General features: G+C 74.5%; 22 protein-coding genes. 9 read left to right on the forward strand and 13 right to left on the reverse strand.

Going from position 1 to position 26,918, the window contains the following annotated elements; genetic code table 11:
* Window positions 1–2: 2 nt before the first annotated feature.
* A complete protein-coding gene (locus IAG43_RS08250; RefSeq protein ID WP_187740103.1) occupies window positions 3–545 on the reverse strand; it encodes a hypothetical protein in 543 nt (180 codons plus the stop codon).
* Window positions 542–1,303, reverse strand: a complete 762-nt coding sequence (locus IAG43_RS08255) for a glycosyltransferase family 2 protein (RefSeq protein ID WP_187740104.1) — start codon at window positions 1,301–1,303, stop codon at window positions 542–544. The genes IAG43_RS08250 and IAG43_RS08255 overlap by 4 nt, the downstream gene beginning before the upstream one ends.
* A 268-nt stretch (window positions 1,304–1,571) precedes the next feature.
* Here IAG43_RS08255 and IAG43_RS08260 point away from each other — a divergent pair, with 268 nt between their 5' ends.
* A complete protein-coding gene (locus tag IAG43_RS08260; protein WP_187740105.1) occupies window positions 1,572–2,300 on the forward strand; it encodes a TetR/AcrR family transcriptional regulator in 729 nt (242 codons plus the stop codon).
* 127 nt (window positions 2,301–2,427) lie between these two features.
* On the opposite strand, the gene IAG43_RS08265 is transcribed toward IAG43_RS08260, so the two are convergent.
* The 5 genes from IAG43_RS08265 to IAG43_RS08285 all read right to left on the reverse strand — a co-directional run bounded on the left by IAG43_RS08265 (window position 2,428) and on the right by IAG43_RS08285 (window position 8,963).
* On the reverse strand, window positions 2,428–5,559 hold the full coding sequence (locus IAG43_RS08265) for an efflux RND transporter permease subunit (protein ID WP_187740106.1): 3,132 nt from the start codon (window positions 5,557–5,559) through the stop codon (window positions 2,428–2,430).
* Window positions 5,560–5,704: 145 nt separating this feature from the next.
* Window positions 5,705–6,391 carry a response regulator transcription factor gene (locus IAG43_RS08270; RefSeq protein WP_187740107.1) on the reverse strand — a complete coding sequence of 229 codons (687 nt, stop codon included), beginning with the start codon at window positions 6,389–6,391 and terminating at the stop codon, window positions 5,705–5,707.
* Entirely contained in the window at window positions 6,388–7,656 is a 1,269-nt protein-coding gene (locus tag IAG43_RS08275) for a sensor histidine kinase (protein ID WP_187740108.1), read from the reverse strand. The genes IAG43_RS08270 and IAG43_RS08275 overlap by 4 nt, the downstream gene beginning before the upstream one ends.
* Window positions 7,657–7,809: 153 nt before the next feature.
* On the reverse strand, window positions 7,810–8,091 hold the full coding sequence (pspAA, locus tag IAG43_RS08280; protein WP_187740109.1) for a PspA-associated protein PspAA: 282 nt from the start codon (window positions 8,089–8,091) through the stop codon (window positions 7,810–7,812).
* Between the two features lie 77 nt (window positions 8,092–8,168).
* The gene (locus IAG43_RS08285; RefSeq protein ID WP_187740110.1) at window positions 8,169–8,963 is read right to left on the reverse strand and encodes a PspA/IM30 family protein; all 795 of its coding nucleotides are present in this window, start codon (window positions 8,961–8,963) and stop codon (window positions 8,169–8,171) included.
* Between the two features lie 324 nt (window positions 8,964–9,287).
* On the opposite strand from IAG43_RS08285, the gene IAG43_RS08290 reads away from it, so the two are divergent.
* Window positions 9,288–9,887: a DUF3043 domain-containing protein gene (locus IAG43_RS08290; protein ID WP_187740111.1), complete on the forward strand. Its 600-nt coding sequence runs from the start codon at window positions 9,288–9,290 to the stop codon at window positions 9,885–9,887.
* 59 nt (window positions 9,888–9,946) lie between these two features.
* A complete protein-coding gene (locus IAG43_RS08295) occupies window positions 9,947–10,693 on the forward strand; it encodes a class I SAM-dependent methyltransferase (protein WP_246574159.1) in 747 nt (248 codons plus the stop codon).
* Between the two features lie 94 nt (window positions 10,694–10,787).
* On the opposite strand, the gene IAG43_RS08300 is transcribed toward IAG43_RS08295, so the two are convergent.
* On the reverse strand, window positions 10,788–10,997 hold the full coding sequence (locus IAG43_RS08300; RefSeq protein WP_187740112.1) for a hypothetical protein: 210 nt from the start codon (window positions 10,995–10,997) through the stop codon (window positions 10,788–10,790).
* A gap of 102 nt (window positions 10,998–11,099) precedes the next feature.
* Between IAG43_RS08300 and IAG43_RS08305 the strand changes: the two genes are divergently transcribed.
* The 4 genes from IAG43_RS08305 to IAG43_RS08320 all read left to right on the forward strand — a co-directional run bounded on the left by IAG43_RS08305 (window position 11,100) and on the right by IAG43_RS08320 (window position 17,032).
* Window positions 11,100–12,296 carry a bifunctional adenosylcobinamide kinase/adenosylcobinamide-phosphate guanylyltransferase gene (locus tag IAG43_RS08305; RefSeq protein WP_187740113.1) on the forward strand — a complete coding sequence of 399 codons (1,197 nt, stop codon included), beginning with the start codon at window positions 11,100–11,102 and terminating at the stop codon, window positions 12,294–12,296.
* A 1,149-nt stretch (window positions 12,297–13,445) separates the two neighbouring features.
* Window positions 13,446–14,528, forward strand: coding sequence for a nicotinate-nucleotide--dimethylbenzimidazole phosphoribosyltransferase (gene cobT / locus IAG43_RS08310; RefSeq protein ID WP_246574714.1), 1,083 nt, complete (start codon window positions 13,446–13,448; stop codon window positions 14,526–14,528).
* Between the two features lie 72 nt (window positions 14,529–14,600).
* Window positions 14,601–16,349: a phosphatidylglycerol lysyltransferase domain-containing protein gene (locus IAG43_RS08315; RefSeq protein WP_187740115.1), complete on the forward strand. Its 1,749-nt coding sequence runs from the start codon at window positions 14,601–14,603 to the stop codon at window positions 16,347–16,349.
* Window positions 16,346–17,032, forward strand: a complete 687-nt coding sequence (locus IAG43_RS08320) for a hypothetical protein (RefSeq protein ID WP_187740116.1) — start codon at window positions 16,346–16,348, stop codon at window positions 17,030–17,032. Before IAG43_RS08315 ends, IAG43_RS08320 begins: the two co-directional genes overlap by 4 nt.
* A gap of 9 nt (window positions 17,033–17,041) precedes the next feature.
* On the opposite strand, the gene IAG43_RS08325 is transcribed toward IAG43_RS08320, so the two are convergent.
* Window positions 17,042–17,824, reverse strand: a complete 783-nt coding sequence (locus tag IAG43_RS08325; RefSeq protein ID WP_187740117.1) for a hypothetical protein — start codon at window positions 17,822–17,824, stop codon at window positions 17,042–17,044.
* A gap of 167 nt (window positions 17,825–17,991) precedes the next feature.
* Between IAG43_RS08325 and IAG43_RS08330 the strand changes: the two genes are divergently transcribed.
* On the forward strand, window positions 17,992–18,768 hold the full coding sequence (locus IAG43_RS08330) for an adenosylcobinamide-GDP ribazoletransferase (protein ID WP_187740118.1): 777 nt from the start codon (window positions 17,992–17,994) through the stop codon (window positions 18,766–18,768).
* A gap of 9 nt (window positions 18,769–18,777) precedes the next feature.
* Here IAG43_RS08330 and IAG43_RS08335 read toward each other — a convergent pair whose 3' ends face one another.
* The 4 genes from IAG43_RS08335 to IAG43_RS08350 all read right to left on the reverse strand — a co-directional run bounded on the left by IAG43_RS08335 (window position 18,778) and on the right by IAG43_RS08350 (window position 24,946).
* Window positions 18,778–19,410, reverse strand: a complete 633-nt coding sequence (locus IAG43_RS08335) for a spherulation-specific family 4 protein (RefSeq protein WP_187740119.1) — start codon at window positions 19,408–19,410, stop codon at window positions 18,778–18,780.
* The gene (locus IAG43_RS08340; RefSeq protein ID WP_187740120.1) at window positions 19,407–21,116 is read right to left on the reverse strand and encodes a hypothetical protein; all 1,710 of its coding nucleotides are present in this window, start codon (window positions 21,114–21,116) and stop codon (window positions 19,407–19,409) included. The genes IAG43_RS08335 and IAG43_RS08340 overlap by 4 nt, the downstream gene beginning before the upstream one ends.
* Window positions 21,113–22,627, reverse strand: a complete 1,515-nt coding sequence (gene pelF / locus IAG43_RS08345; protein ID WP_187740121.1) for a GT4 family glycosyltransferase PelF — start codon at window positions 22,625–22,627, stop codon at window positions 21,113–21,115. Before pelF ends, IAG43_RS08340 begins: the two co-directional genes overlap by 4 nt.
* 276 nt (window positions 22,628–22,903) lie before the next feature.
* A complete protein-coding gene (locus tag IAG43_RS08350) occupies window positions 22,904–24,946 on the reverse strand; it encodes a hypothetical protein (RefSeq protein ID WP_187740122.1) in 2,043 nt (680 codons plus the stop codon).
* 355 nt (window positions 24,947–25,301) lie between these two features.
* Between IAG43_RS08350 and IAG43_RS08355 the strand changes: the two genes are divergently transcribed.
* Window positions 25,302–26,816, forward strand: coding sequence for a leucyl aminopeptidase (locus tag IAG43_RS08355; protein WP_187740123.1), 1,515 nt, complete (start codon window positions 25,302–25,304; stop codon window positions 26,814–26,816).
* Window positions 26,817–26,918 lie beyond the last annotated feature (102 nt).

The following is a 26,918-nucleotide window of genomic DNA, read 5'->3' on the forward strand; positions in this document are numbered from 1 at the left end:
CGTCAGGGTGCGTTCCCGGTGCCCGGGGTGGAGCGGGCGTCCAGGCGGAAGTGCAGTGTCTGTTCGAGGCCCGTCAGCGCCACGTGGACCACGGTGCCGTCACCGGTCGCGCCGTCCGGCAGCGGGAGCCGCGCGACGGTGCGGGCCGGTTCGCCCGGCTCCGCCGCGACCGTGGTGGTCGTGTCGGCGGTGACCCGGCCGTCCGGCGCCCGGAGCCACACGCGGACGTCGTAGTCGCGGCCGTCCGCGCCGTGCGGGACGAGGGAGACCGGGACGACGGCGGTGCCGCCTTCGACGGTGGGCGCCTCGGTGAAGTAGAGCTCCGTGTACGAGGCAGGCAGCGCGGTGAACGACTGGCGCAGTTCCTGCCGCACGGCGGGGAAGGCCAGGGCCACGGCCACGGCGAGCACGACGACCGCGAGCGCCTTCGGCCGGCGCCGCGTGCGCGCCGGGCGCGGCGCCGGGTGCGGGGGCCGGGACGCCTCGGGGGGAGCGAGGGGCAGGACCTCCTCGTTCCTCGGCTTCCCGATCACCGGACGCATCACGCGGCTCGCCCCTGGGCGCGCTGCCCGGCGGCGGCCGGTGCCGGCCCGCGGGCCGGGGCCGGTGTGCGCCGCGCGGTGCTGCGGATGCGGTGCTCGATCAGCTGGAGGATCTCCGCGGTGCCGTCGCGCAGCGCGTGCAGCTTCACCTCGCCGGCGCGCTTGCGGTACTCGATCGGCACCTCCAGGCAGCGGTAGCCGGAGAGCGTCGCGGAGTTCTTGATCTCCTGGGAGAAGACCATGCCGGTGGCGCGGACGTCCAGGTCCCGCCAGATCCGGCGCCGGAAGATCCACATGCCGGACTGCGAGTCGTGGAGGCCGTTGCGGAACAGTCCGCGGCTCATGGCGCTGAGGACGTGGTTGCCGATCCGGTGCGACAGGCACATCGCGTGGCGGTTGGCGCGGCCGAGGCGGTCGGTGGTCATGAACTCGACGTCCTGGGCCACGAGAATCCGCAGCAGGTACGGCAGCGCGTCGAACGGGTACGTGCAGTCCGCGTCGCCGGTCGCGATCACGTCCCCCTCGGCGGCGGCGAATCCGGCGTGGTAGGCGTTGCCGTAGCCGCGTGCGGGCTGCTCGACGACGCGGGCGCCGAGCGATCGGGCGACGTCTCCGGTGCCGTCGGTGGAGGCGTTGTCGACGACGAGCACCTCGGTGTCCCAGCCGTCGGCCCTGAGCCGTTCCAGCGGCATCGTCGCCATGACCCTGGGCAGATTCGGAGCCTCATTGAGCGCGGGCATGACAATGGAGAGCGTGTTCATGGAAGTTCCTCCGCCGCGTGGCGCGATGGCGTGGCGCGACCGGTCCGCCGGATGCGGCGGGAGGATGGGGGACATTCACCCGCACGGCGACCGTGCGCCAGAACCCTGCCGTAAACGACCGCTATACACTTAATGCGTACGTTTACGTCGTATATGCCCTACTTTGCACGCCATGTCGGCTCCGGTCAAGAGCGGGCATCCGGCACCGGCCGAGCACCCGCATCGCACGGCACCGCACCGCATCGCATCGCATCCAGGAGGCACGCAGATGGCACGCAGCAACGGCGCCGGTCCCGGCCGCCGGGCCAGCGACCGCGGCAAGTACGGCCGGCTCAGCCGCGAACGCGTGCTCGCCGCGGCACTGGAGATCGTCGACCGGGAGGGCCTGACGGCACTGAGCATGCGGCGCCTCGGCGCCGGGCTCGGCGTGGAGGCGATGGCGCTGTACCGGTACGCGCCGAGCAAGGACGCGCTGCTGGACGGACTCGTGGAAGCCCTGTACACGGAGGTCGGCGAGGCTCTCGCCGCGGACGGGGCGGAGCCGGACAGGACGGAGCCGGACGGGGCGCGCGCGCAGCTGCGCCGCGCGGCGGTCGCGACCTACCGGGTGGCGCTCGCCCACCCGCACGTGGTGCCGCTGCTGGCCACCCGCATACTGTCCGTCCCGCTCGCCCGCCGCCCCCGTGCCGTGCTCCGCGAGCACGAACGGGTGCTCGCCCTGCTCGCCGCGGCGGGAGTGCCGGATCCCGCGGCACCGGCCGCCTACCGCGCCCTGATGTCCTGGCTGCTGGGCTACCTGTTCGTCGACCTCCAGGCCATGGTGGACAACCCGGACGAGGCGGACCCGGGCTTCCGGCTGGGCCTGCACCGCATCCCGGTCCAGGACTTCCCGCGGCTCCGCGACCTCGCCCCCGCCCTCGCGGAACCCGGCGGCGAAGCCGAACTCACCGCCGGGCTCGACGCGTTGCTCGACCGCCTCCTCCCCGGGGCCCGCTGACACCCCCGCCCCGGACCCCGCGGTCCACGCCGCCGGAGCGGGCGCGGCCCCGGTACGCCCCAGGGCCCCGCGGCCGTGCGGCCGCGGGGCCCTGGGGTGGTGCGCCGGTCGCGCGGCCGCGAGGCCGCTACGCGCGCGACGGCTCCAGCGGAGCCTTCTCGTCCGGCTGCTCCGCCTCGCGCTTCGCGTCCCGCTTGGCCTCGCGCCTGGCGCGGCGGCGCTCCTTGCGGAGCTCCACCATCGCGTAGAGCGTCGGCACCAGCAGCAGCGTCAGCAGCGTCGAGGTGATCAGACCGCCGATGACCACGATGGCCAGCGGCTTGGCGATGAAGCCGCCCTCGCCGGTGACGCCGAGCGCCATCGGCAGCAGGGCGAAGATCGTCGCCAGTGCCGTCATCAGGATCGGGCGCAGCCGGTGCCGGCCGCCCTCGATCACCGCCTCCACCACTCCGAGGCCCTGGGCCCGGTACTGGTTGATGAGGTCGATCAGCACGATGGCGTTGGTGACCACGATGCCGATGAGCATCAGCATGCCGATCATCGCCGGCACGCCCATCGGCGTGCCCGTCAGGATCAGCAGACCGAGCGCGCCGGTCGCCGCGAACGGGATGGAGACCAGCAGGATCAGCGGCTGGATCAGCGAGCGGAACGTGGCGACCAGCAGCATGAAGACGATGGCCACCGCCGCCAGCATCGCGAGCCCGAGGTTGAGGAAGGCCTCCTCCTGGTCCTGGGACACTCCGCCGATGGACGCCGTGGCGCCCTCCGGCAGGTCGAGCGCGCTGATCTTCGTCTGGAGCTCGGCGCTGACCGCGCCGGTGTTGTCACCGGTGGGCTTGGCGGTGACCGTGGCGGCCCGCGAGCCGTCGATCCGGGTCATCGAGACCGGCCCCGGGACCAGCTTCACCTCGGCGATGTCGCCGAGCTTCACCGGGCCGAGCGGCAGGGCCCGCAGCTCCTCCATGGTCTGCGCCGGCCTCGCCGACGTGATGACGATGTCCCGCTCGGCGTCGCCGAGGACCGCGGTCCCGGCGGGCGTGCCGCGCACCGCCTGGCCGACGGCCATCCCGAGGGCGGCGTCGTTGAATCCGGCGTCGGCGGCCTTCGCGGTCGCCTTGACGGAGATCCGGGGCACGGACTGGGCGAGGTCGCTCTGCACGTCGGTGACGTCGTCGAGCTCGGCGACCTCGGCGCGGACGGCCTCGGTGGCCTTCTCCAGCACCTCGGCGTCGGACGCCTTGACCACGACGCTCAGGTCCTGGCTGCCGAAGCCGTCGCCGGAGGCGACCGTCGTCTCGCCGATGCCGTCGAGCGCGCCGAGCTCCTTCTCGATCCGGTCGCGGACCGTCTCGAACGCGGACGCCTCCTCCAGCGTGAGCTGGTAGGACGCCTGGTTGGCGCCGGTGCCGCCGCCGAAGGCGGCCATGAAGCCGGAGGAACCGACGGTGACCTGGTAGTCCTTCACCTCGTCGATGCCCTGGAGGACCTTCTCGACCTTCTTCGCCGACTCGTCGGCCGCCGCCAGGCTGGTGCCGGGGGCCAGCTCCTGCTTGATCGACATGACCTCCTGCTCGCCCTGGTCGAAGAAGTTCGTCTTGAGCAGTCCGGCCATGCCGAACGTGCCGAAGAGGACCACGAGGGCGAGCACGACGCTGGTGAGGCGCCGGCGGGTGGCGAAGCGGAGGACGGGGACGTAGGCGCGCTGGAGCCGGCTCTTCGTCTCCTTCTCCTCGGCGATACGCCGCGCCTCCTCCGGGTCCATGCCGCGCACCGCCTTCGGCGCGCGCAGGAACCAGTACGACAGCACGGGGACGACGGTCAGCGACACCAGCAGCGACGCCAGCAGGGCCGCTGTGACGGTCAGGCTGAACGAGCCGAACAGCTCGCCGACCATGCCGCCGACGAGACCGATGGGGAGGAACACCGCGACGGTGGTGAGCGTCGAGGAGGTGACGGCGCCCGCCACCTCCTTCACCGCGGTGATGATGGCGCTCTCGCGCTCCTCGCCGTAGCCGAGGTGCCGCTTGATGTTCTCCAGCACCACGATCGAGTCGTCGACGACCCGGCCGATGGCGATGGTCAGGGCGCCCAGCGTCAGCATGTTGAGCGACAGGTCCCGGGTCCACAGCACGATCAGCGCCAGGACGACGGAGAGCGGGATGGAGACCGCGGTCACCAGGGTGGAGCGCAGCGAGGCGAGGAAGACCAGGATCACGACGACGGCGAAGACCAGGCCGAGCGCGCCCTCGGTGGTGAGACCGGAGATCGACTTGGAGACCGCGGGACCCTGGTCGGAGACGACGGTGATGTCGGCGCCCTCGCCGAGGTCGGTGCGCAGGCCGGGCAGCTTGTCCTGGACGGCCTCGGAGATGGCGACGGCGCTGCCGTCGTTGTCCATGGTGGCGAACACGGCGAGGCTGGGCCGGCCGTTGGTGCGGGTGAGCGCCACGGGCGTGGACTCGGTCTGCTTCACGGCCGCCACGTCGCCGAGGCGGACGGGCTTGCCCTCGCCGCCCTGCGGGGGAAGGATCCGCAGGTCCTGGATCTGCTGGAGGCTGGTGAAGCCGCCGCCGACCTGCACCGTGCGGCTCTTGCCGTCCTCGGAGAACGAGCCGGCCGGCATCGCGGCACCGCCCGCCCGGAGCGCCTCGGCGAGCGCCATGGTGTTCAGTCCCGCCGCCGCCAGCCGGCGCTCGTCGGGCGTGACGGAGACCTGGAGGTCCCGGACGCCGTCGACGGAGACCTGGCCGACGCCGTCGATGTCCTCGATCGCGGGGACGACGGTCCGCTCCAGCTGGTCGGCGAGCGCCTGCTGGTCCTTGTCGGAGGTGACGGCGAGGACGACGGTCGGGATGTCGTCCGTCGAGCCGGCGATCACCTGCGGGTCGACGTCGTCGGGGAGCTGGACCCGGGCCCGGTTCACGGCCTGCTGGACGTCGGCGACGAGCTGCTTGGTGCCGTCCCCGTAGTCGAAGCTGGCCATGATCACGGCGTTGCCCTCGCTCGCCGTGGAGGTGATGCCCTTGATGCCGTCGACGGCCTTGATGGTGGCTTCGAGCGGTTCGACGACCTGCTTCTCCACCACGTCGGGGGAGGCGCCCTGGTACGGGGCGAGCACCGACACCATCGGAAGCTCGATGGAGGGCAGCAGCTGCTGCTTGAGCTGGGGTATGGAGATCGCGCCGAAGACGATCGCCACGATCGACATCAGCCCGATCAGGGCCCGTTGCTTCAGGCTGAACCTGGACAGCCAGGACATGGGGTCTCTCTTCTGTGGCGTACGCGGGGAGGGCGGCACTGCGGCCAGCCTCTCTACCCTGGGGCACCGGACGGGGTGCCTCCGTAGCCCCCAGGTCCCGTTCCTCACGCCGCGCATACCGCAGCTGGAGTATGCTCCGCGCCCTTCAGTCCACCCTCGGACGTACCAGCCCGGACTCGTAGGCGGTGACGACCAGCTGGGCGCGGTCGCGGGCGCCGAGCTTGGCCATCGCCCGGTTCACATGGGTCTTCACCGTCAGCGGGCTGACCTCCAGCCGTACGGCGATCTCGTCGTTGGAGTGCCCTCCGGCGACGAGCACCAGGACCTCCCGCTCGCGGCCGGTGAGCGCGGCCAGCCGTTCCGAGCGCACCGCGGTCTCCGGTCCGTCCGCCGGCCCGCCGCCCTGCGCGAGGAACCGGGCGATCAGCCCCTTGGTCGCCACCGGCGACAGCAGCGCCTCGCCGCCGGCCGCGACCCTGATGGCGTTGAGCAGTTCGTCCGGTTCCGCGCCCTTGCCGAGGAAGCCGGATGCTCCGGCCCTCAGCGACTGCACCACGTACTCGTCGACCTCGAACGTGGTCAGCATGACCACCCGTACGTGGGACAGCTCGGGGTCCGCGCTGATCCGGCGGGTGGCGGCGAGACCGTCGGTGCCGGGCATCCGGATGTCCATCAGGACGACGTCGGCACGGGTGGCACGGGTAAGCGCGACGGCCTCGGCGCCGTCGGCGGCCTCCCCGACGACCTCCATGTCCGGTTCGGAGTCCACCAGCACACGGAACGCGCTGCGCAGCAGCGTCTGGTCGTCGGCGAGCAGCACCCTGATCGTCATGCGTCCTCCCCCGCGCGGCCGGCCCATGCCGCGCGCCGGGCGGCACCGGCGTCCTCCGCGCCCGTCGTCAGCGGCAGTATCGCCTGCACCCGGAACCCGCCCCCGTAGCGGGGCCCCGCCGTGAGCACACCGCCGAGCGCGGCGACCCGCTCGCGCATCCCGATCAGGCCGTGCCCGCCGCCGTCGTCCTCCGGCGCGGCCGGGGCGGTCCCGTTGTCGAGGACGGTGACCTCCAGGGTGGCGCCCACCCGGACCACGCTCACCTCGGCCCGGGCGTCCTCCCCGGCGTGCTTGCGGACGTTGGTCAGCGACTCCTGGATGATCCGGTAGGCGGCGAGGTCGACGGCCGCGGGCGGGGCCGGTCCGTCGTCGGCGCGGGCGACCTCGACGGTCAGCCCCGCCTGCCGGAAGGTGGTGACGAGTTCGGTGAGCACACCGAGGCCGGGCGCGGGCTCGGTGGGCGCCTCCGGGTCGCCGGACTGGCGCAGCAGCCCGACGGTGGCGCGCAGTTCGTTCAGCGCGGACCGGCTCGCCTCGCGGACGTGCGCGAGGGCCTCCTTCGCCTGGTCGGGGCGCCTGTCCATGACATGGGCGGCGACCCCGGCCTGCACGTTGACCAGGGCGATGTGGTGCGCGACGACGTCGTGGAGGTCACGGGCGATCCGCAGCCGCTCCTCGGCGACCCGGCGCCCCGCCTCCTCCTCACGGGTCCGCTCGGCACGCTCCGCCCGTTCCCTGATCGCGTCGACGAAGGCACGGCGGCTGCGGACCGCGTCGCCCGCGGCGGCCGCCATACCGGTCCAGGCGAAGAGACCGAGGTTCTCCTGCGCGTACCAGGGCAGCGTGCCGAACGACATCGCGGCGCCGGTCAGCGCGGCCATCGTGAGCAGGCCGACGCGCCAGGTGGTGGGCCGGTCGGTGCGGGCCGCCACGGTGTAGAGGGCGATCACCGCGCTCATGGAGACGGGCGCCGCGGGGTCCCCGGCCACGAGTTCGACGACGGACAGCGCGCCGGTGACGGCGAGGACGGCCATCGGCTCCCGCCGCCGGTACACCAGCGCGGCGGCGGCGACCACCATCAGCAGCGCGCTGCGCACCTCGGGGGTGCGGGTGCCGAAGGTCGGGCCGTGGGGGCCGTTCGGCTCGGCGAAGGAGCCGGCGACCATGCAGACGAGCACGGCGAGGGCGAGCCCCCCGTCGAGGGCCAGCGGGTGCGCGCGCAGCCAGCGCTGGGTGCGGGCGAGCCGGTCGGCGAGTGCGGTCACGGGAGGCAACGTTACGGGGTGCGCCCGGTCCGCCGGACCGGGTCGGGGCACCTCCGGCGGGCGTGCGGAACGGGCTCGAACGCCCGTGCCGCCGTCGCGGACCGGGTGGTCCGCGACGGCGGCACGGGTGGGAGTGGAGTGCCGGGCCGGAGGTCAGGCGCCGGGGATCAGACCGTCCTCGCCGAGCAGTTCGCGGACCTCTTCGAGGGTCGCGTCGGGCGACGGCAGAATCAGCTCGGACGGTTCGAGCGAGTCCACCGGAAGCGGCTCACCGAGCTCGCGGACCTTCTCCAGGAGAGCGTGCAGCGTGGTCCGGAAGCCGGGGCCGTCACCCGACTCCATCTCGGCGAGCAGGTCGTCGTCGAGTGTGTCGAGCTCGGGGAAGTGGCTGTCGGCCACCTCGACCTGGCCCTCCCCCATGATCCGTACGATCATGACGATTCCTCACTGACGGAACGGCGCGGAACGAACGGACGCGGCCGCCGGCGCGACGGCACCGGCGGCCGCAGCCGTCACTGCTTGTCGAACCTCGGGGTGCTCTGCTGCTGACCGGAGGCGTCCTGGCGCTGCGCACCGCCCTCGATCGCCTGCTGCGAGGCGGGGCCGCCGGCCAGCTCCGCCTTCATGCGCTGGAGTTCCAGCTCGACATCGGTGCCGCCGGAGAGGCGGTCGAGCTCGGCCTGGATGTCGTCCTTGGCGAGACCGGACTGGTCGTCGAGCGCCCCGGAGGCGAGCAGCTCGTCGATGGCCCCGGCCCGCGCCTGGAGCTGCGCGGTCTTGTCCTCGGCACGCTGGATCGCGACGCCGACGTCGCTCATCTCCTCGGAGATGCCGGAGAAGGACTCCGCGATCCGGGTCTGCGCCTGCGCCGCCGTGTAGGTCGCCTTGATCGTCTCCTTCTTGGTGCGGAAGGCGTCGACCTTGGCCTGGAGCCGCTGGGCGGCGAGGGTCAGCTTCTCCTCCTCGCCCTGGAGCGTCTGATGCTGCGTCTCCAGGTCGGTGACCTGCTGCTGGAGGGCGGCCCGGCGGGACAGCGCCTCACGGGCCAGGTCCTCGCGGCCCAGCGCGAGGGCCTTGCGGCCCTGGTCCTCCAGCTTGGAGGACTGGCCCTGGAGCTGGTTGAGCTGGAGCTCCAGGCGCTTGCGGGAGGTCGCCACGTCGGCGACCCCGCGGCGCACCTTCTGCAGCAGCTCCAGCTGCTTCTGGTAGGAGTAATCGAGGGTCTCGCGCGGGTCCTCGGCCCTGTCCAGGGCCTTGTTCGCCTTCGCGCGGAAGATCATCCCCATACGCTTCATGACACCGCTCATGGGCTTCGCGCGCCCCCTTCTGACGGACTCGGCTTCAGCACTCCAACAGAACCCACAGTACGGGCCCTGCTTCTATTACCGCACTGTTCGAGCGCGGATGCGCTCATCCCCAAGGACGACTGCGACCGGCTCCGCTCCGGCCCAGGGAGTAGGTGAGCGTCAGGGATCGGTGACCATGCGTCCACTGTGTGGCGGTTCTTTCCCATACGGACGCCCGGCGTGGCCGGATCGTTCCCCGCTCCGGCCCTCTCCATGCGCGGGCCCACGGCGCTGTGGCACACCTCCTGTCCCGGACCGCCGCGCCACCCCGTACCCTTGGGCCTTGTGTTCCGTAGCCGTTCCAAGGAAGAGAAGGCCCCCACCGGCAAGGTGACGGCGGACCTCTCCAAGCAGCCCCGTGACCCCGAGGCCCCCAAGGGCCGCCCGACGCCGAAGCGCAGCGAGGCCCAGGGCAGCCGCCGCGCGCGTGCGAACAGCGCGCCGCTGGACCGCAAGGCCGCCATGAAGCGCCAGCGCGAGGCCCGCCGCGCGGACCTCGCCAAGCAGCGCGAGGCCCTCGCCAGCGGTGACGAGCGCTATCTGCCGGCCCGTGACAAGGGTCCGGTGCGGCGCTTTGTCCGCGACTTCGTCGACTCCCGCTTCTGCATCGCCGAGTTCTTCCTGCCGCTCGCGGTGGTCATCCTCGTGCTGAGCATGATCCGCGTGGCACAGCTCCAGAACATCGCGCTGCTGCTGTGGCTCGGCGTGATCGTGCTGATCGTGGTGGACTCGATCGGCCTGACCATCAGGCTGAAGAAGCAGCTCAGGGAGCGCTTCCCCGACGAGCCGAAGCGCGGCGCGGTCGCCTACGGCCTGATGCGCACGCTCCAGATGCGCCGACTGCGTCTGCCCAAGCCCCAGGTCAAGCGCGGAGAACGGCCCTGAGCCCGCACTCGGCCGCGCCCTCCGGTCTCGCCGGGGGGTCCGCCGAGTGGCCGGCGGAGGTGCACGGACTGCGCAACACCGTGCGCCAGGAACTCGTCGCCCGTCAGCTCGAGGAGCAGATCTCCGCCCGCTACCCGGTCGGGCAGCGGCTGCGGGTGCTCGACGTCGGGATGGGGCAGGGCACCCAGGCCCTGCGCCTGGCGCGGGCGGGGCACGCGGTCACGGGCATAGAGTCCGACGCGGTCAAGCTGGACGCCGCACGCGAGACGCTGGCGCGGGAACCGGACGGGATCCGCGAACGGGTCCGCCTGGTGGAGGGCGACGGCCGGGACACGGGCGTGCACTTCCTCCCCGGCAGCTTCGACGTGGTGCTCTGCCACGGCGTGCTGATGTACGCCGCCGAACCGGACGCCATGCTGGCGGGCCTCGCCCGGATGCTGGCGCCCGGCGGCCTGCTGTCGCTCCTCGTACGCAACGGCGACGCCCTGGCGATGCGCTCCGGCCTCGCCGGGGACTGGGCCGGCGCGCAGTCGGCGTTCACCTCGGACACGTACACGAACCGGCTCGGACTGACCGTGCGGGCCGACCGGCTGGCCGCGCTGACGGCCACGCTGGAGGGGATCAACGCCCCCCTGCACACCTGGTACGGGGTGCGGGTCTTCACGGACGGCGCCGGCGAGGACGCAGCCGTACCGGAGGGCGACGCGTTGCGGCAGCTCCTCGCCGCGGAGGACCGGGCCGGACGCACCGACCCCTACCGCGGAGTGGCCGCGCTCCTGCACCTGTGCGGGGTACGGCGGGCCTGACGGACGCGGTGCGCCGGACGGAACGCACCGGTGCCGCGGCCCGCAGGTCCGCTCCCCGGGGCCCGCGGCGGCGCCGCGGACCCCGGGCAGGGGGTCAGGACTGCTCGGCGTGCAGGCTCATCGGCCCGTAGACCACCGCGCCGTCCTCGGAGAGCACCACCTGGTCGGCGCCGCCCTCCTGGAGCGGCTTCCAGTACTCGCCGATCCAGGACTCCGCGTCGCCCTGGGTGGTGAACTCCTCCGGCTCCACCGCCGGCTGGACCTCCGTACCGTCGGCCGTCTCGAACCGCCACGTCCATGCCATGTGCGCCTCCCGGTTCCCTGGGGTCGTGCAGCTGATCACTCGGTGCTGCCCGCAGCGTATCCGGGCGCGCACCCGCCACGGGGACACGGGAGGATCAGGGGCGTGGAACTGACACTGCTCGGCACCGGCGCCCCGGCCGGACTCCCCCGCCCCGGCTGCCCCTGCGCCGTCTGCGCGACCGCCCGCGGCGACGGGGCACGCGCCGCGACGGCACTCCTCGTGGACGGCGCGCTGCTGCTGGACCTGACCCCGGGAGCGGCCCTGGCCGCCGCACGGGCCGGGCACACGCTGGCCGGGGTGCGGCAGGTGCTGCTGACCCACCCGCACGACGGGCCCGCGGTGGACCTGCCCGCCGGGCTGCCGACGGCGGGCCGCGTCCCCGACGGACGGGTGCTCACGCTGATCAGCGGACACCGGGTGCGCGCGGTGCCCGTCGACCACCCGGGCACCGGATACGAGGTCACCGCCCCCGACGGGGCACGGCTCCTCTACCTCCCGCCCGGGGCGGCGCCGGCCGGGCTGGCGGAAGGACTCGCGGCCTACGAGATGGTCGTCGCGGACGTCGTCGGCCGGCCGGACGCGGTGGCCCGGCTGCGGGCCGCGGGCGCCGTCGGAGCCACCACCGACGTGGTCGCCGCCCACCTCGGCCACGAAGCACCGGGCGGCGCCGAACTGCGGCGCAGGCTCGCCGCCGCGGGAGCCCGGGCGGTTCCCGACGGAACCACCCTGATCGTGGGCGAGTACCACGCCGTCCCCGACGTGCCCCGGCGCACCCTGGTCACCGGGGGCGCCCGGTCCGGGAAGTCGCTGGAGGCCGAGCGGCGCCTGGAGTCCTTCCCCGACGTGCTGTACGTCGCCACCGGCGGGACACGCGACGGCGACACCGAATGGGCAGCCCGGGTCACCGCCCACCGCGACCGGCGGCCCGGCTCCTGGCAGACCGCCGAGACCTGCGACCTGGCGCCGCTGCTCGCCGAGGAGGGGCCGCCGCTGCTCATCGACTGCCTGTCGCTGTGGCTCACCGACGCGATGGACCGGGCGGGCGCCTGGGACGACGACCGCTGGGCGAACGGCGGGGAGCGCGCGCTGCGCAAGCGCACGGACGAACTCCTCGCGGCGGTACGGGAGACGGGGCGGACGGTCGTCGCCGTGACGAACGAGGTCGGCGCGGGCGTCGTCCCCGCGACCGCCTCCGGCCGCCGTTTCCGCGACGAACTGGGCCGCTTGAACGCGGCGTTCGCCGCGGAGTGCGAGCATGTGCTGCTGGTGGTGGCGGGGCAGGCGCTGACGCTGCGCTGAGGGGGCCTTGCCGGGGGGGGGTGCCCGCGGGTGCGGGTGCACGTTTGGGTGCGGGTGTGTGGGTGGCGCACCCCCGCTGCGCGCGGGTTGTCCTCAGACGCCGGACGGGCTTTGGTGCCCGGTCGGGCGTGTTTTTCTTGTGCGGGCGGGGGTGGTGCACCCCCGCTCCGCGCGGGTGTCCTCAAACGCCGGACGGGCTTGAGTTGCCCGAACCGGGTCCGCACCGCAGGACAAAAGTTGCGGGTCCCTCCGGAGGCTAGAGCGCCCGCTCGCCCCAGACCTACGTCGCCCTAACTGGACGACCGTCGGGCGCTTACGCCTCCTGCGCGCCCCGTGTCCGCGGCGAACGCACCGGCCGGACGGGGGGAGGGAGCAGTTCCGGCTGCGGGTAGGTGGGTGCAGGGTGGCCGTCCGAGACCGGGGACGCGGCACGAGGCGATGTGGGCGCCTGCCCGTACATGTTCGGCCCGTCCGGCAAGGACACCTCGCACGCGCAGCGGAGGTGAGCAAGCCACCCGGTCCCGCGATTGAGGACACGGCACCAGGCCATGCCGCGAACAGCACACGCGGCCACAGATGCTCACGACCACCGGGGCCGCGGACGAAGAGACAGCCCCGACACCGGCGGGCCGGTACGTTCCCCGGGGACACGGGGCGCGCAGGAGGCGTAAGCGGCCGACGGTCCTCCGGCTAGGGCAGGTCAAGTCTGGGGCGAGCGGGCGCTCTAGCCTCCGGAGGGACCCGCAACCCCCACTCCACGCACCGGACCAGCGCCGTGCAACCCAAGCCCGTCCGGCGCTTGAGGACACCCGCGCGCAGCGTGGGTGCACCACCCCCGCCCGCACGCAGGGCGCAAGCCCGACCACGCAACAAAGCCCGTCCGGCGTCTGAGGACAACCCGCGCGCAGCGGGGGTGCGCCACCCACACACCCGCACCCGCACACGAGCGAAACCCACACCCGCGGAAACCGCCCCCCGCCCCGGCAAGGCCCCCCGCGCGCAGCGTGGGTGCGCCACCCCCACACCCGCACACGAAAGCGCACCGCGCCCGCGGACACCGCAACGCCCCCCAAGGGGACCCGCCCCCGCGGACACCGCCCCCCAGGGGCGGCCCCCCTTGGGGCGGGTACTGTTCCGCGAATGAGCAGGCTGAATCTCGACGACTTCTCCGATCTGATCGAGCGCCCCGACAGCGGTGTCCGGCGTGACGCCGAGGAACGGCGTGAGCGGCTGGTCGTGCCGCCCGGGGCACTCGGCCGTCTCGACGAGCTGGCCGAGTGGCTGGCGGCGGCGCAGGCCGCCGTCCCGGTCCGGGCCGTCGAGCGGCCGCGGGTGGTGCTGTTCGCCGGTGATCACGGGGTCGCCGGGCTGGGGGTGTCGGGGCGTGCCGCGGGCACCGCGCACGAGCTGGTGCGGGCGGTCCTGGACGGCGGGCGCCCGGTGTCCGTGGTGGCGCGCCGGACCGGCGTGCCGGTGCGGATCGTGGACGCCGGTCTCGACTGCGACCCGGAGCTCCTGCCCGAGGACGTCACGCGTCACCGGGTGCGCCGCGGCAGCGGGCGGATCGACGTCGAGGACGCGCTCACCGTCGAGGAGGCCGAGCAGGCGGTGCGCCTCGGTATGGCGATCGCCGACGAGGAGGCGGACTCGGGCACGGACGTGGTCGTCCTCGGCGACCTCAGTGTGGGCGGGACGACCGCGGCGGCCACGCTGGTCGCCGCCCTGTGCGGCACGGACGCGTCGGTGGTCACGGGCCGGGGCGGCGCCGGGATCGACGACCTGGCGTGGATGCGCAAGTGCGCGGCGATCCGGGACGCGCTGCGGCGTGCCCGTCCGGTGCTGGGCGACCAGCTGGAGCTGCTGGCGGCGGTGGGCGGCGCCGACCTGGCGGCGATGACGGGTTTCCTGCTCCAGGCGTCGTCGCGCCGGCTGCCGGTGATCCTCGACGGCGTGGTGACGGCCGCGTGCGCCCTGGTGGCGCAGCGCGCGGCGTTCCGTTCGCCCGACTGGTGGCTCGCCGGGCAGCTGAGCGGGGAGCCGGCGCAGGCGAAGGCGCTGGACCGGCTGGCGCTGACGCCGGTGCTCGACCACGGGGTGACCGTGGGCGAGGGCACGGGGGCGCTGCTCGCGCTGCCGCTGCTCCAGTCCGCCGCGGCTCTCGTCGCGGAGCTGCCCGAGCGCGACCGGCCCGCCGCGGCGGACGAGGAGAAGGCGGAGCTGCCCGGCGGCTGAGCCGGCTCGGGGTGGTGGGGCCGCCGTCGGCCTCACTGCCCCCGCCTCAAGCGCCCCATATGATCCCGTTTCATGGGAGATGTCCGTGATTCCGGTGAGGGCGGCGACCGGTCGCGGCGGGCCGCCGCGTTCGCCATCTGGTACCTGCGCCTCGTGACGTTCGTGAACTTCCTGAGCGCCGTGTGGGTGTCCCTGGGCCAGGATCTGCGCCGCCACAACGCCGACGACTACTTCACGCCCTACCTGCTGACCGCGGGCTTCGCCTCCGGCGTCTTCACCCTCTTCCTCGCGGTGACGATGCGGCGCCGCAAACGGGCCGCCTGGATCCTGAACCTGGTGCTCGGCGGTCTGTTCCTGCTGCTGTTCGCCGTCGCGCTGGTGTTCCCCGAGATCCGCGGCAAGGCGCAGAACTGGATCTCCTTCGTCCTGACCGCGGCCTTCGTGGCGGCGCTGCTGATCGGCCGCCGGGAGTTCTACGCCAAGGGCGACCGCTCCAACCCGAAGCTCGCCGGCGGGGTCGCCGTGGGCGGGCTGCTCGTCACGTCGCTGGCCGCCACCGGACTCGTCGCGCTGACCGACACCTCCCCGCAGAGCTCGACCTTCCTGGAGAAGTGGCGCTACGGGGCGATGCGGCTGGTCTCCGTCTCCGTGGACGACGACCGCTTCCCGGCGATCACCACACCGGGGTGGGTCGACGTCCTGATCAACATCATGTCCACGCTGCTGATCCTCGCCGTGCTGTACGCGGCGTTCCGCTCGCGGCGGGCCGTGGATCCGCTGACCGAGGACGACGAGGCCCGTCTGCGGGCGCTGCTGGACAAGCACGGGGACCGCGATTCGCTGGGGTACTTCGCGCTGCGCCGGGAGAAGAGCGTCGTGTGGTCGCCGACCGGGAAGGCCGCCGTGGCGTACCGGGTGGTGGGCGGGGTGTCGCTCGCGTCCGGGGATCCGATCGGCGACCCCGAGGCGTGGCCGGGCGCGATCGCCCCGTGGCTGGCGCAGGCGCGCGAGCACGGCTGGGTCCCGGCGGTGATGGGCGCCGGCGAGGAGGCCGGCACGGTCTACGCCCGCCACGGGCTGGACGCGCTGGAGCTCGGCGACGAGGCGATCGTCGACACGGACGAGTTCACGCTGGAGGGGCGGGCGATGCGTTCCGTGCGCCAGGCCTACAACCGGGTGAAGCGCGCCGGGTACGAGGTGCGGATCCGGCGCCACGAGGACATCCCGCCCGAGGAGGCGGCCGAGCTGCTGCGGCGTGCCGACGAGTGGCGCGACGGTGCGACCGAGCGGGGCTTCTCGATGGCGCTGGGCCGGCTGGGCGACCCGGCGGACGGCCGCTGCGTGATGCTGGAGTGCGCGGACGGCGACGGGACGCCGAAGGCGCTGCTCAGCTTCGTGCCGTGGGGTCCGAAGGGGCTGTCGCTGGACCTGATGCGCCGTGACCGTGAGGCGGAGAACGGGCTGACGGAGTTCATGGTGATCGAACTCCTCCAGCGTTCCGAGGAGATCGGCGTCACCGAGGTCTCCCTGAACTTCGCGATGTTCCGGTCGGTCTTCGAGCGGGGCTCCCGGCTCGGCGCGGGGCCGGTGCTGAGGCTGTGGCGCTCGGTGCTCGGGTTCTTCTCCCGCTGGTGGCAGATCGAGTCCCTCTACCGGGCGAACGCGAAGTACCGGCCGATCTGGGAACCGCGCTACATGCTCTTCGAGAAGAGTTCCGACCTGCCGCGCATCGGCGTGGCCGCGGCACGCGCCGAGGGCTTCCTGGAGGCTCCGGGACTGCCCGAGTGGGCGCGCCGCCGCCGGCTGGCAAGCGGTCGGTGAACACCGCGTCCGCCTTCGCCCGCCGCGAATGGGGACCGCTGTACGCCGCGGTCCGTCCCGCGCTCGCGGCACGGAGCCTGCGGGCGGTCCCGCTGACCCTGGTGTCGGTCGGGCTGACGGCCGTCGCCTGGGCCGTGGAACGCCGCTCCTGGGGCCTGCCCGTGGTGGAGGCGGTGGGCGGTGTGCGGGCGGACGACCCGCTGTGGCTCGCCCTGGCGCGCACCCCCCTGTCGCTGTTCGTCCCGGCGGAACGCCTGCCGGTGTGGGGCGCGCTGGCGCAGGTCCTGGTGGTGTTCGGCGTCGCGGAGATCGCCCTCGGCCGCCGCGCGCTGGTGGTGATCGCGTACGTCTCGACCCTGGCCGGCACCGCGTACGCGCGTGTCGGGGTGGCCGTGGGGCCGGACGGGGCGTTCGGGCTGCCCGCGTCGGACGCGGCGGTCCTGGACACCGGGCCGTCGGCCGCGGTCGTCGGCCTCACAGTGTGCGTCTGCCTGCGCTACCGGGCGTGGGTCACGTGCGCTCTCGTGGTGGCGGCGATGGCCGCCGAGGTGGCCGTGGAGCCGGATCTGGCGGGCAAGGAGCACCTGGCGGCCGTCGCGGCAGCCCTGGTGCTGTGCGCGGGCGGCGCGGTGGCGCGCCGGCGGACGGCCGGCGGGGCACGGGGACGCGCCGGCCCGCCGTAGCGTGCCGGATCAGGGCTGCCCGCGGTCGGACGGATCGCGCTCCGGGGGGAGGGCGGGCCGGTCCGGGGCGCCCCCGATCAGGTCCTGGAAGGCACGCCGCGGGCGCTCCCAGCGCCGGTCGTGGCGTTCGGCGCGCACCGCGGAACGGGCCCTGGCCTTCGGCCGGTTGCGGTAGAAGCGGCGCGCCCAGAGGGAGTCGGGGCGCGCGAGGCGCACCGCGCCGACGAGGGCGACGAACGGGACGAGCACGCCGATCAGGCCGAGCCGGGCCTTGCCCTTGACGAGGGCGATCAGCACGAAGAGGAAGTTGGCGGCGACGGTGAGGAGGAGGGAGGCGCGGTTCTGGCGTTCGTCCGGGGTCAGGCCGTCGACGCCGAGTGGTGACGACCCGCTGAGGAAGAGCAGGGCGAGGGCGGCGGCGAGGACGACGACCTCCACGCTCTGCCGGCCCTGTTCGGTCCAGTAGACGTCGTCCAGGTGCAGGATGAGCGCGAACTCGTCGAGCACCAGACCGACGCCGATGCCGAAGATCACGGCGCAGATGGCGGAGGCGACGCCGTACTGGCCGCTGCCGACCGCGCCGAAGCCGCCGATGACGGTGAGCACGACCCCGGGCACGACGTGGTGGATGTGGAGCCCGCCGGGGCTGACGTTGCGGAAGGGGCCCTTGCCGGCGCGGATCATGCGGGTGATCATCCGGGTCAGCAGGAAGGTGAGGACGAACGAGACCAGGGCGAGGAACATCGGGAGTTTCCCCGGCTCGACGATGTTGCGGTAGAACCAGTGGCCCATTCCGTGTGCTCCATATTCGCGCGTTTTGCGCAATTTACCGCCATGCGGGTCCTGCCGCGGGGCACGGCTCGGTTGCGGGAGGGCGGGTGCGGGTGGGCGCGGGCGGCCGTGCGGGCCGGCGACGGGCGACGGGCGACGGGCGACGGGCGACGGGCTACCCTCGCGCGGTGGACTCATCGCACGGCATACGCTTCGCCTTCGGCACCCTGACCGTCCTCCCCGTGCGGGTGACGCGCTGGGACCGCGAGGCGGGCCGCGCCGGGATGGTGTGGGCGCCCCTCGCCGGGCTGGTCGTCGGGCTGTGCGCCGCGGCGGCCGGCGGACTCCTCGTGCTGCTCGGCTCCGGCCCGCTCCTCGCGGCGGTGGCGAGCACCGCGGTGCCGGCGGTCCTCACCCGCGCCCTTCATCTGGACGGCCTCGCCGACACCGCCGACGGCCTCGGCAGCGGGAAGCCCGCCGAGGACGCCCTGCGGATCATGAAGCAGTCGGACATCGGGCCCTTCGGCGTCGTCACCGTCCTGTTCGTCCTGCTGGCCCAGGTCGCGGCGCTGAACGAGCTCTGGGCGGCCGGCTGGGGTCGCGGGGCGTGCGCGGCCGCGCTGGCCGGGGTGACCGCCCGGCTGGCCCTGACAGCGGCCTCCCGCACGGGCGTGCCCGCCGCCCGCCCCGACGGGCTCGGGGCGGCCGTCGCCGGGGCGGTGCCCGTGCGCGCGGCGCTGGGCACCGTCGCGCTGGTCACGGCGGCAGCGGCGGGTGCCGCCGCCGTCCTGGGCGGTGTCGCGGCCGCGCTGCACACGGTGCTCGCGGTGGCCGTCGCCCTGGCTGCCGCCGAACTGCTGCTGCGCCGGTGCGTGCGGCGGCTCGGCGGCGTGACGGGCGACGTGTTCGGCGCCCTGGCGGAGACGGCGGGCACGGCGGCGCTGGTGGTGCTCGTCCTGGGCTGAGCGGCGGGCTCATCCGCCGTCCAGCCCGTGCGGCAGGGTCCCCCAGGGGTGCGCTCCCGCCCCCGGGACCGCGCAGTGCACCGGGGTCGCGGCACGGGCGCCGGGCGGGGCGGCGTAGACGAGGTGGCAGAAGCGTTCCGGCGGGAACGCGGCCGTCCACGCGGGTGCCGCGGCCACCGGGGCGTACGCGTCCCACGGCCCCTCGAAGGTCACCAGGACCTCGGCGAGCCGGGCGTATCCGGGGTCCGGGGGCACCCCGTGGTTCAGGACCAGCGTCGCCGCGCCCGCCACCCGGGCGGCGACGGTCAGCCGCGTGTAGTGCGGCAGGGCGTCCCGGCCGGAGGAGACCTGGTCGAGGAAGAGCCCGTCGGTCGCGTACCAGTCGCGGTGGCGCAGCATCTCGCCGACGACCGCCTGGTGCGGGCGGCGGCCGTAGCCGGTGTCGACGTAGCCGAGGACGGGCACTCCGGCTGCCCGCAGCCGGCGCGCGACCGCGGCGAACGCCGGGTCCGGTGCGGTTCCCGGCCCGCTGGCCGGGTTGACGACGACGGCGTGCAGCCGGGGTGCGGCGGCCACCAGGCGGTCCCAGGCGGCGGGCCGGTCCGCGGGGTGCTCGTAGTACGGCACCAGGAGCCCGGTCACGGGCGGTGGGCCGTGGCACGGCCGAGCAGGGCGCAGGCGAGGGCGAGGAGGGCGGCGGCCGAGACCGCGGCGACGGCGAGGCCGGCCGTCCCCGGCGGCGCGGCGCCCGACGCCGTGAGCGCCGTCTGCACCAGAGCGGCGGCCGAGACCACGGCCGCGGCGGCCGTCACCTTCCCGAACGCCTGGAGCAGCAGGCCGGTCCACAGCACCGAGCCGACCAGCAGCAGCGTCGCCAGCCGTACGCCGCCGAGACCGGGCGCGCCGGGCCACAGCAGGGTGCCCGCCGCGGCGAGCGCCCACAGGACGAGGAGGTGGGCGGTGAGGCAGCGGGCGAGGACCAGCACCGCGGCCCGGCGGAACGCGGTCGTCGAGACCGTCGAGCGGAGCCCGGCGAGGGCCCCGCCCCGGAAGCGGTGCAGCAGCCACTCCGCGGGGCCGTTGCCGAGGGTCAGCGCGACCGCCGACGGTCCGGCGACCAGGGCGCCGGGCTCGCCGTGGAACACGTCGCCGAGCGCGGTGTGCAGGACGAGCACGCCCGCGCCGAGCCCGAACAGCCCGTGCGGCAGCGACGCGGCCGGCCGGGGACCGGAATCCCGCGGAGGACGGGACCTCTCCGGCGGCCGGGCCGCCCCTCCCCCGCCGGCTGCCTCGCCGCCCGGCCGGACACCCCGGACGGGACGGCCCCGGTGTCCGGCGCCACGGGGCCGCGCCGGTGCGCTCGCAGCGGCGGGGAACCGGGCCGCGACGGCCCGGACCGCGGACCGGGCGGACGGGAGCCGGCCGCCGGCGGGTGCGGTGCGGGACGGGGCGGGCACGCGGGTGCGCGCCGCCTGCCCCGGTCCGGTCGCGGCCGTCCGTGCCCGCGGGCGCGGCGCACCGGCGAGCGCGGTGCGGCGCAGCAGGGTCGCGGCGCTCAGGACGGTGGCCGTCAGGGAGGCCGACAGCAGGAGGGCGCGCGCCCAGACCGGCAGGCCGGTCACGAGGAGGGCGGCCGCTCCGGCCGGCAGGGGCAGCAGGCAGTGCAGCAGGGCGCGTTCCCGGCCGAGGACCAGGAGGGCCGTGGCCGCGGCGAGGTACACCGCCTGCGCCGTGGAGAACACGGCCGACGGCCACTGCCCGGGACCCGTGCACACCACGGTCGCGGCCGTGGCCAGCAGCACCCCGGCAGGTGCTCCGGCGGCCAGGCAGCGGGCCGCCGCGGGGCGGTCCCCGAGGCCCAGGCGGCAGTAGGCCCGGTGGGCCATGGCCTGGTTCCACATCCAGCCCGTCAGCGCACCCGCGAGGAGCGGTGGCAGCACCGGCTCGCCGAGCAGCGGTGCGGCGAGGAGCCAGCCGAGGCCGGGCAGGGCGAAGAGCAGGCCGCGCAGCAGCGAGCCGAGGAGTCCGGTGTGCCAGGGAGCGGCCGCCGGGACGGGCGGCTCGGGGTGGCTGCGGGGCACCTTCGCGTACAGCTCGGCGGCGAGGGCGAAGGAGTCGGACCGGCCGTAGGCGAGGCGGATGTGATCGTCCGTCATGCCGTCGGACTCCAGGATCGCGGCGACCTCGTCGGGGTGGACGGCCGCGGCGATCACGTCGTGCAGGCGCAGCGCCAGTGCGTCCAGAGGGTCGGCGGCCCGCGCGCCGCGCGAGGCGGCACCGGGCTGCCGGGGCAGGACGGGCAGGGCGTCCAGGAGGTCGCCGGGTTCCTGCCAGAGCGGGCCGCTCATCGCAGCACCGCCTCGGGCCGGGACGGGGCGGAGCCCGCGCCGGGGCCGGGACCCGCGTCGGCGCCGGTGTCGGTTTCGGTTTCGGTTTCGGGGAAGCCGGCCAGCTCCCGGTAGATGCGGCGGAAGCCGTCCACCGAACGGGCCAGGGTGAACCGGTCGACGACCCGCTGCCGCGCCGCGCGCCCCAGCGCTGCCCTGCGCGCCGGATCGCGCAGCAGCGCGGTCAGCGCGGCCGCCATGACCGCGGGCTCGCGCGGTGGGACGACGACCCCGGTGTCGCCGACCGCCTCGCGCACCCCGCCGACATCGGTCGACACCGTCGCCCGGCCGCAGGACATCGCCTCGATCAGCGAGAACGGGAAGCCCTCGCTGATCGAGGAGAGCGCGACCACGCTGCCGGCCCCGTAGGCGCGGGCGACGTCGGAGATCCGCCCCTCCCAGTGGATGCCGTCGACGACGCCGAGTTCGGCCGCCAGCTTCTCCAGCCGGACGCGGTAGGCCTCGCCCCCGTCCGGCACCCCGCCGAACAGCCGCAGCCGGACGGCGGGCAGTTCGGCCCGCACGACGGCGTACGCCCGGATCAGGGTCTCCAGGTCCTTGATGGGGTCGATGCGGCCGGCCCAGGAGACGGTGGGGACGTCCGGTTCGGGGCCGGCCTCGGGGAAGGCCCCCGGATCGACGCCGTTGTAGACGGTGCGGATCCGCGCGGCGGGGGCGCCGCCGTGCTCCTCCCAGCGCCGGTTGTAGCGGTTGCACGGGGTGATCAGGTCGGCCCGCCGGTAGCCGAGGGTGTTGAGCTCCCGGTAGAAGGCGAGCATCAGGGTCTTCACGGGGGTGCGCTGCGGATGGGTGCGGTAGCCGAGATAGCGCTCGCGGAGGTAGATGCCGTGCTCGGTGAGGAGGAACGGCACCCGCTCGAAGTGCTGGGCGGCGAGCGCGGGGAGCGTGGCCAGTCCTGCGCTGACGGCGTGGGCCACGGCGTCGTCGGGTATGCGGGCGCCGAGCGGGCGCAGGGCGTGCTCCAGCAGGTCCGTGGCGGTGAGCGCGTCGTGCACGGTCGGCCGGGCGGCGGCGGTCGGCAGGTGCGGCATGGACCAGATCCAGGTGAGCGACCGCAGGGCCTCCTCCGAGCGCAGCGCGGAGGTGAGCCGCCCCTCCCTGGCCCAGCCGGCGAGCCGGTCGAGTTCCGGTCCGAGGTGGCAGCCGGCGTCCGGGTCGAGCAGCGCGAGCAGGAACCTCTCGTACGTGGCGAGGAAGCGGCCCCGCTCCCGGCGCGGGAGACGGCGGCAGTCCGGTTCGGGTCCCCAGAGCGGGAACGAGACGTGCCGGCGGACGTTGCCGGGCAGGTCCCAGACGACGGGCTCCCGGCCGCTGCCGGTGAGGGCGAGGACGTGGAAGTCGACTTCCGGCATGCCCCGTACGAGCTGGTCGCACCAGGTGGACACGCCGCCGTGGACGTGCGGATAGGTGCCTTCGGTGAGCATGGTGACGTGGCGACCGCTGCTCAGCATTCGGTTCGTTCCCCCAGGCAGGTGGACGGCGGACGGTCGGTCGCGCCGCGACGGGTGATCCGGCCGGCCGCGGGCGTGCGTGGCACGCGTGCGGCGCGGGCGGGTGCGGGCGCGGGCAGGCGGCACCCGCCGGGGGACTTCGTCGTCGGCCGGCGGGTGCGACGCGGCGTGCGCCGTGGCGGAGTGCCCGTCACGGACGGGTGACGGGTGAGGGGTGAGGAGATGCCCGCCCGGTGGGCGATGCCCGACCGGGCGGGGCCGGTTGGGGCGGGCGGGTCAGGAGGGCAGGCGCAGGGTGACGGCCGTCTGGAGCAGTTCGGGCTCCGTCCACGCGGACCGCGTCCCGGCGTAGGCACCGCCGAACACCGAGGTGGTCAGCAGGTGCTGCCTGCGGGTGCCCTCCGGGACGGTGACCGGTGCGGCCACCCCTCGCGGCGCCTTCACGGTGACGGTGTCGCCGATGCGGTAGGCGGTCACCCCGCCGCCGGCGAGCGCGGTCCGCCAGTCCGCACGGCGCTCCAGTTCCTCTCCGGCCTCGCGCTGGCGCGGGACGACGAGCGGGGCGCTGTCCGCGAAGAGGGCGCGGTAGTCGGCGAGGACCTTGTCGAGCACCGGGTAGAGCAGGCGGTCCTCGGCCAGGTTGGACTGGTGCGCGTAGTGGGGGCGCGGGTCGTTCGCGACGACGTGGGCGAGGGCGGTGCGGGCCTCCTGCGGCACGATGTGCCCGGCCCAGCCGGTGGCGGTGTCCAGCGGACCGGGGAGGCAGGTGGAGGCCGGGTCCCGCTCGCAGATGCCGCTGCCGCCGTCGGCCGCGGAGGTGTAGATCCAGTTGTACTCGTCCGCCATCTCCTCGGCCGTGCCCACGTTGTAGTACACGTTCATCGGATGGCGGGGCACGGTCAGGGCGGAGCCCACCGGACGCTGCTGCGGCTCCCGGGAGTTGTCGCTCGCGATCCAGGTGACCCCGTTGTCGGCGAGGGCGCCGGCGAGATGCGGGTTGTCGGCCGGCTGCTGCGGCAGCGTCCGCAGGCCCGAGTGCTCGCCGGTGACGAGTTCGGTGCGGTCCACGGCGAGCCCCTTGCGAACGCCCCAGTCGTGGTTCTGCCGGATCTGCGCCGACACCTCGGCCCGGCTCGTCCAACGGGTCCTGCCGGCCGCGTCGTTCGCGCACCGCCACGGCACGACCGTCACGTCCTGCACGCAGCCGAGGAAGGGATGGGTCCAGGTGTGGTTGATCCAGCGGTACTGCGCCCGGTCGGCGATCAGGCGGTCGGCGAGGGGGTCGCTGCCGCCGTGCTCGGCCTTCCACTCCTCGCCCGAGCCGGCGTTGTAGACCATGTCGAGGGTGAACCCCGCACGCCGCTGCCAGGCCGCGGCGTACGCGGCGTCGTCGGCGGTCATCCGGATCGGCGGCGCCTCCTCGCCGCCGCCGACGCAGTCGATGTCGCCGGGGGTGCAGTTGCGGGCGGTGTCCCACCGGGCGTCGGGGGCGAGGACGTCGTCGACGTGGACCGAGAACCAGTTGCGGCTCCGGCCGAGGTGGACGCCCTGGGTCAGCCACTCGACGATGCCGCGCGCCAGCACCCGGAACTGCCGCTGGTGGCGGTTGTACGCGAAGGTGACCACGAGCTCGCGGCGCCCGTCGTGGGCGTACTCGCCGACCAGGCTGCCGCGCCCGGCGCCGTCGCCCACGGGCACGTCGAGATAGCTGGTGAAACCTTCCCTCGGCCGGCCCGCGTAGCCGTAGCTCTCGGCGACGAGCGGCGAGTTGTCCTCGAAGGCGACCGGGCCGTCGAGGTAGCCGAAGGGGCCGGAGCGGCCGGCGGCGGTGACCGCGGCCGGCGCCCCGTCGAGGATGCCGGCGTGGCCGCCGGCGTCCACGTACTCCAGTCCGACGCCCGGGTGGGACCAGGTGTAGGCGTCGACCTGGCGGATGCCGAAGGTGCGCTCGTAGGCGAAGAGGGCCTCGTTCTCCGCGGCGCCGGCGGCGGTGCCGGCGCCGAACGGGTCCTCGTCCGGCACGACGACGCCCTGGTACTTCGCCCGCGGCCGGCCGTCGACGGTGTCGCTGAGGAAGGCCGCGTCCACGGTCGGCCGGTCCGGGTCGGTCAGGTCCAGGCGCCGGTGCGGCACGCCGGTGGACTCCAGCTCGGAGACGATCGCGTCCACGGCGCCCCCGCCGTCGTCGACGACGAGCACGGCGAGGTCGATGCGCGGCGCGGGCGCGGCCGATGCCGCGGCCGGGACGGCCGTCGCCAGCAGCACTCCGGCGAGTGCCGCGGCGGCGGTTCTGCCCGCGCGGGGCCGGTTCAGGTCCATGGTGGTGCCCCCCTTGCGCGTCCTCCCCGGACGCGTCACGGACCTCCGCGTGCCGGACCGGCGCGCGGAGGAGCTGTGGAGAAGATGCAAAGGAGCGCGCGGCCCCCTTGCCCGAACGGCCCGAGTGTGGCTGAGCTCTCTGCTTCACCGCCCGAAACCCGCGAGAGACACCACGGACGAGTGAACAGCCGCCGCCGTGAGCGAGACATATGGCCACGCGTAGGCTCTTCTCCGGCATGGCGATGGGATCCATTCCCGTGCACAACCAACCAGGGGTATGCCTCCGGCCCACCGGACTCCCGTCCACACGGCGTCCCGGCGGACCCGGAACTCAAGGAAGCGAGATTTCACCACCGTGACTGCTCTCACTCTCAGCACCGCAGGCGCAGCGACGCTGCGTGCCGACGCGGTCGTCGTCGGAGTCGCCAAGGGCGCCAAGGGCCCGGTCGTCGCCCCGGGCGCCGAGGCCGTGGACAAGGCCTTCGACGGAAAGCTCGCCACCGTCCTGCAGACCCTCGGCGCGAGCGGTGCCGAGGGCGAGGTCACCAAGCTTCCCGCCCCGGCGGGCCTCAAGGCGCCGGTCGTGCTGGCGGTCGGGCTCGGTACGGAGCCCGGCGACGAGGAGGCGTACGGCACCGAGTCGCTGCGCCGGGCCGCGGGCAGCGCCGCGCGCGCCCTGGCCGGCTCGAAGAAGGCCGCCTTCGCGCTGCCCATAGAGGCCGCCGAGGACGCGCAGGCGATCGGCGAGGGCGCCCTGCTCGGCGCCTACGCGTTCACCGCCTACCAGGAGGACGCCCCCGGCGCGAAGAAGCCGCTGGCCGAGGTGACGCTGCTGGGCGGCAAGCCCCGCGACAAGGCGTTCAAGGCCGCGGCCGAGCGCGCCGCCGCGGTGGCGGAGGAGATCAACCGCGCCCGCGACCTGATCAACACCCCGCCGAACGACCTCACCCCCGAGGCGTTCGCGGCCGTCGCGACGGCCGCCGCCAAGGAGCACGGCCTCAAGGTCCAGGTGCTCGACGAGAAGGCGCTCGTCAAGGGCGGCTTCGGCGGCATCCTCGGCGTCGGCCAGGGCTCGCAGAACCCGCCGCGCCTGGTGAAGATCAGCTACACCCACGCCCGGAACGCCAAGCACCTCGCGCTGGTGGGCAAGGGCATCACCTACGACTCGGGCGGCATCTCGCTGAAGCCGGCCGGCCACAACGAGACCATGAAGTGCGACATGTCCGGCGCCGCCGCCGTGTTCGCCGCGGTCGTGGCCGCCGCGCGTCTGGGCCTGGAGGTCAACGTGACCGGCTGGCTCGCGCTGGCCGAGAACATGCCGTCGGGCTCGGCCACCCGCCCCGGCGACGTGCTGCGCATGTACAGCGGCAAGACGGTCGAGGTGCTCAACACGGACGCCGAGGGCCGTCTGGTGCTCGCCGACGCGCTGACCAGGGCGTCGGAGGAGAAGCCGGACGCGATCGTGGACGTGGCGACGCTGACCGGCGCGATGGTGCTCGCGCTCGGCAACCGCACGTTCGGGATCATGGCCAACGACGACGCCTTCCGCACGTCGATCCACGAGATCGCGGGCGAGGTCGGCGAGGCGTCCTGGCCGATGCCGCTCCCGTCCGACCTGCGCAAGGGCATGGACTCCCCGACCGCCGACATCGCGAACATGGGCGAGCGGATGGGCGGCGGCCTGGTGGCCGGCCTGTTCCTGAAGGAGTTCGTCGGCGAGGGCATCACCTGGGCGCACCTGGACATCGCGGGTCCGGCGTTCCACGAGGGCGCGCCCTACGGGTACACGCCCAAGGGCGGCACCGGCTCGGCGGTGCGCACGCTGGTCCGTCTCGCGGAGCGGACGGCGGCGGGCGAGCTCGGTCTCTGATCCGCCGGCCGCCGGGGGCCCGCCCCCGGCGGCCCGCGACGCGAGGGGCCCGGGGGATCTTCCGGGCCCCTCGCACGTGCGGGGCCGGGCCGTGCGCCCGGG

Origin of the sequence: Streptomyces genisteinicus, from assembly GCF_014489615.1 — a bacterium.
In the GTDB taxonomy this organism is placed as follows: Bacteria; Actinomycetota; Actinomycetes; order Streptomycetales; family Streptomycetaceae; genus Streptomyces; species Streptomyces genisteinicus.

Coding starts and splice junctions, on each gene's coding strand:
- IAG43_RS08255 (WP_187740104.1), bottom strand. CDS start 1,303: ATGAACACGCTCTCCATTGTCATGCCCGCGCTCAATGAGGCTCCGAAT.
- IAG43_RS08260 (WP_187740105.1), top strand. CDS start 1,572: ATGGCACGCAGCAACGGCGCCGGTCCCGGCCGCCGGGCCAGCGACCGC.
- IAG43_RS08265 (WP_187740106.1), bottom strand. CDS start 5,559: ATGTCCTGGCTGTCCAGGTTCAGCCTGAAGCAACGGGCCCTGATCGGG.
- IAG43_RS08270 (WP_187740107.1), bottom strand. CDS start 6,391: ATGACGATCAGGGTGCTGCTCGCCGACGACCAGACGCTGCTGCGCAGC.
- pspAA (WP_187740109.1), bottom strand. CDS start 8,091: ATGATCGTACGGATCATGGGGGAGGGCCAGGTCGAGGTGGCCGACAGC.
- IAG43_RS08285 (WP_187740110.1), bottom strand. CDS start 8,963: ATGAGCGGTGTCATGAAGCGTATGGGGATGATCTTCCGCGCGAAGGCG.
- IAG43_RS08300 (WP_187740112.1), bottom strand. CDS start 10,997: ATGGCATGGACGTGGCGGTTCGAGACGGCCGACGGTACGGAGGTCCAG.
- IAG43_RS08315 (WP_187740115.1), top strand. CDS start 14,601: ATGGGAGATGTCCGTGATTCCGGTGAGGGCGGCGACCGGTCGCGGCGG.
- IAG43_RS08325 (WP_187740117.1), bottom strand. CDS start 17,824: ATGGGCCACTGGTTCTACCGCAACATCGTCGAGCCGGGGAAACTCCCG.
- IAG43_RS08340 (WP_187740120.1), bottom strand. CDS start 21,116: ATGAGCGGCCCGCTCTGGCAGGAACCCGGCGACCTCCTGGACGCCCTG.
- pelF (WP_187740121.1), bottom strand. CDS start 22,627: ATGCTGAGCAGCGGTCGCCACGTCACCATGCTCACCGAAGGCACCTAT.
- IAG43_RS08350 (WP_187740122.1), bottom strand. CDS start 24,946: ATGGACCTGAACCGGCCCCGCGCGGGCAGAACCGCCGCCGCGGCACTC.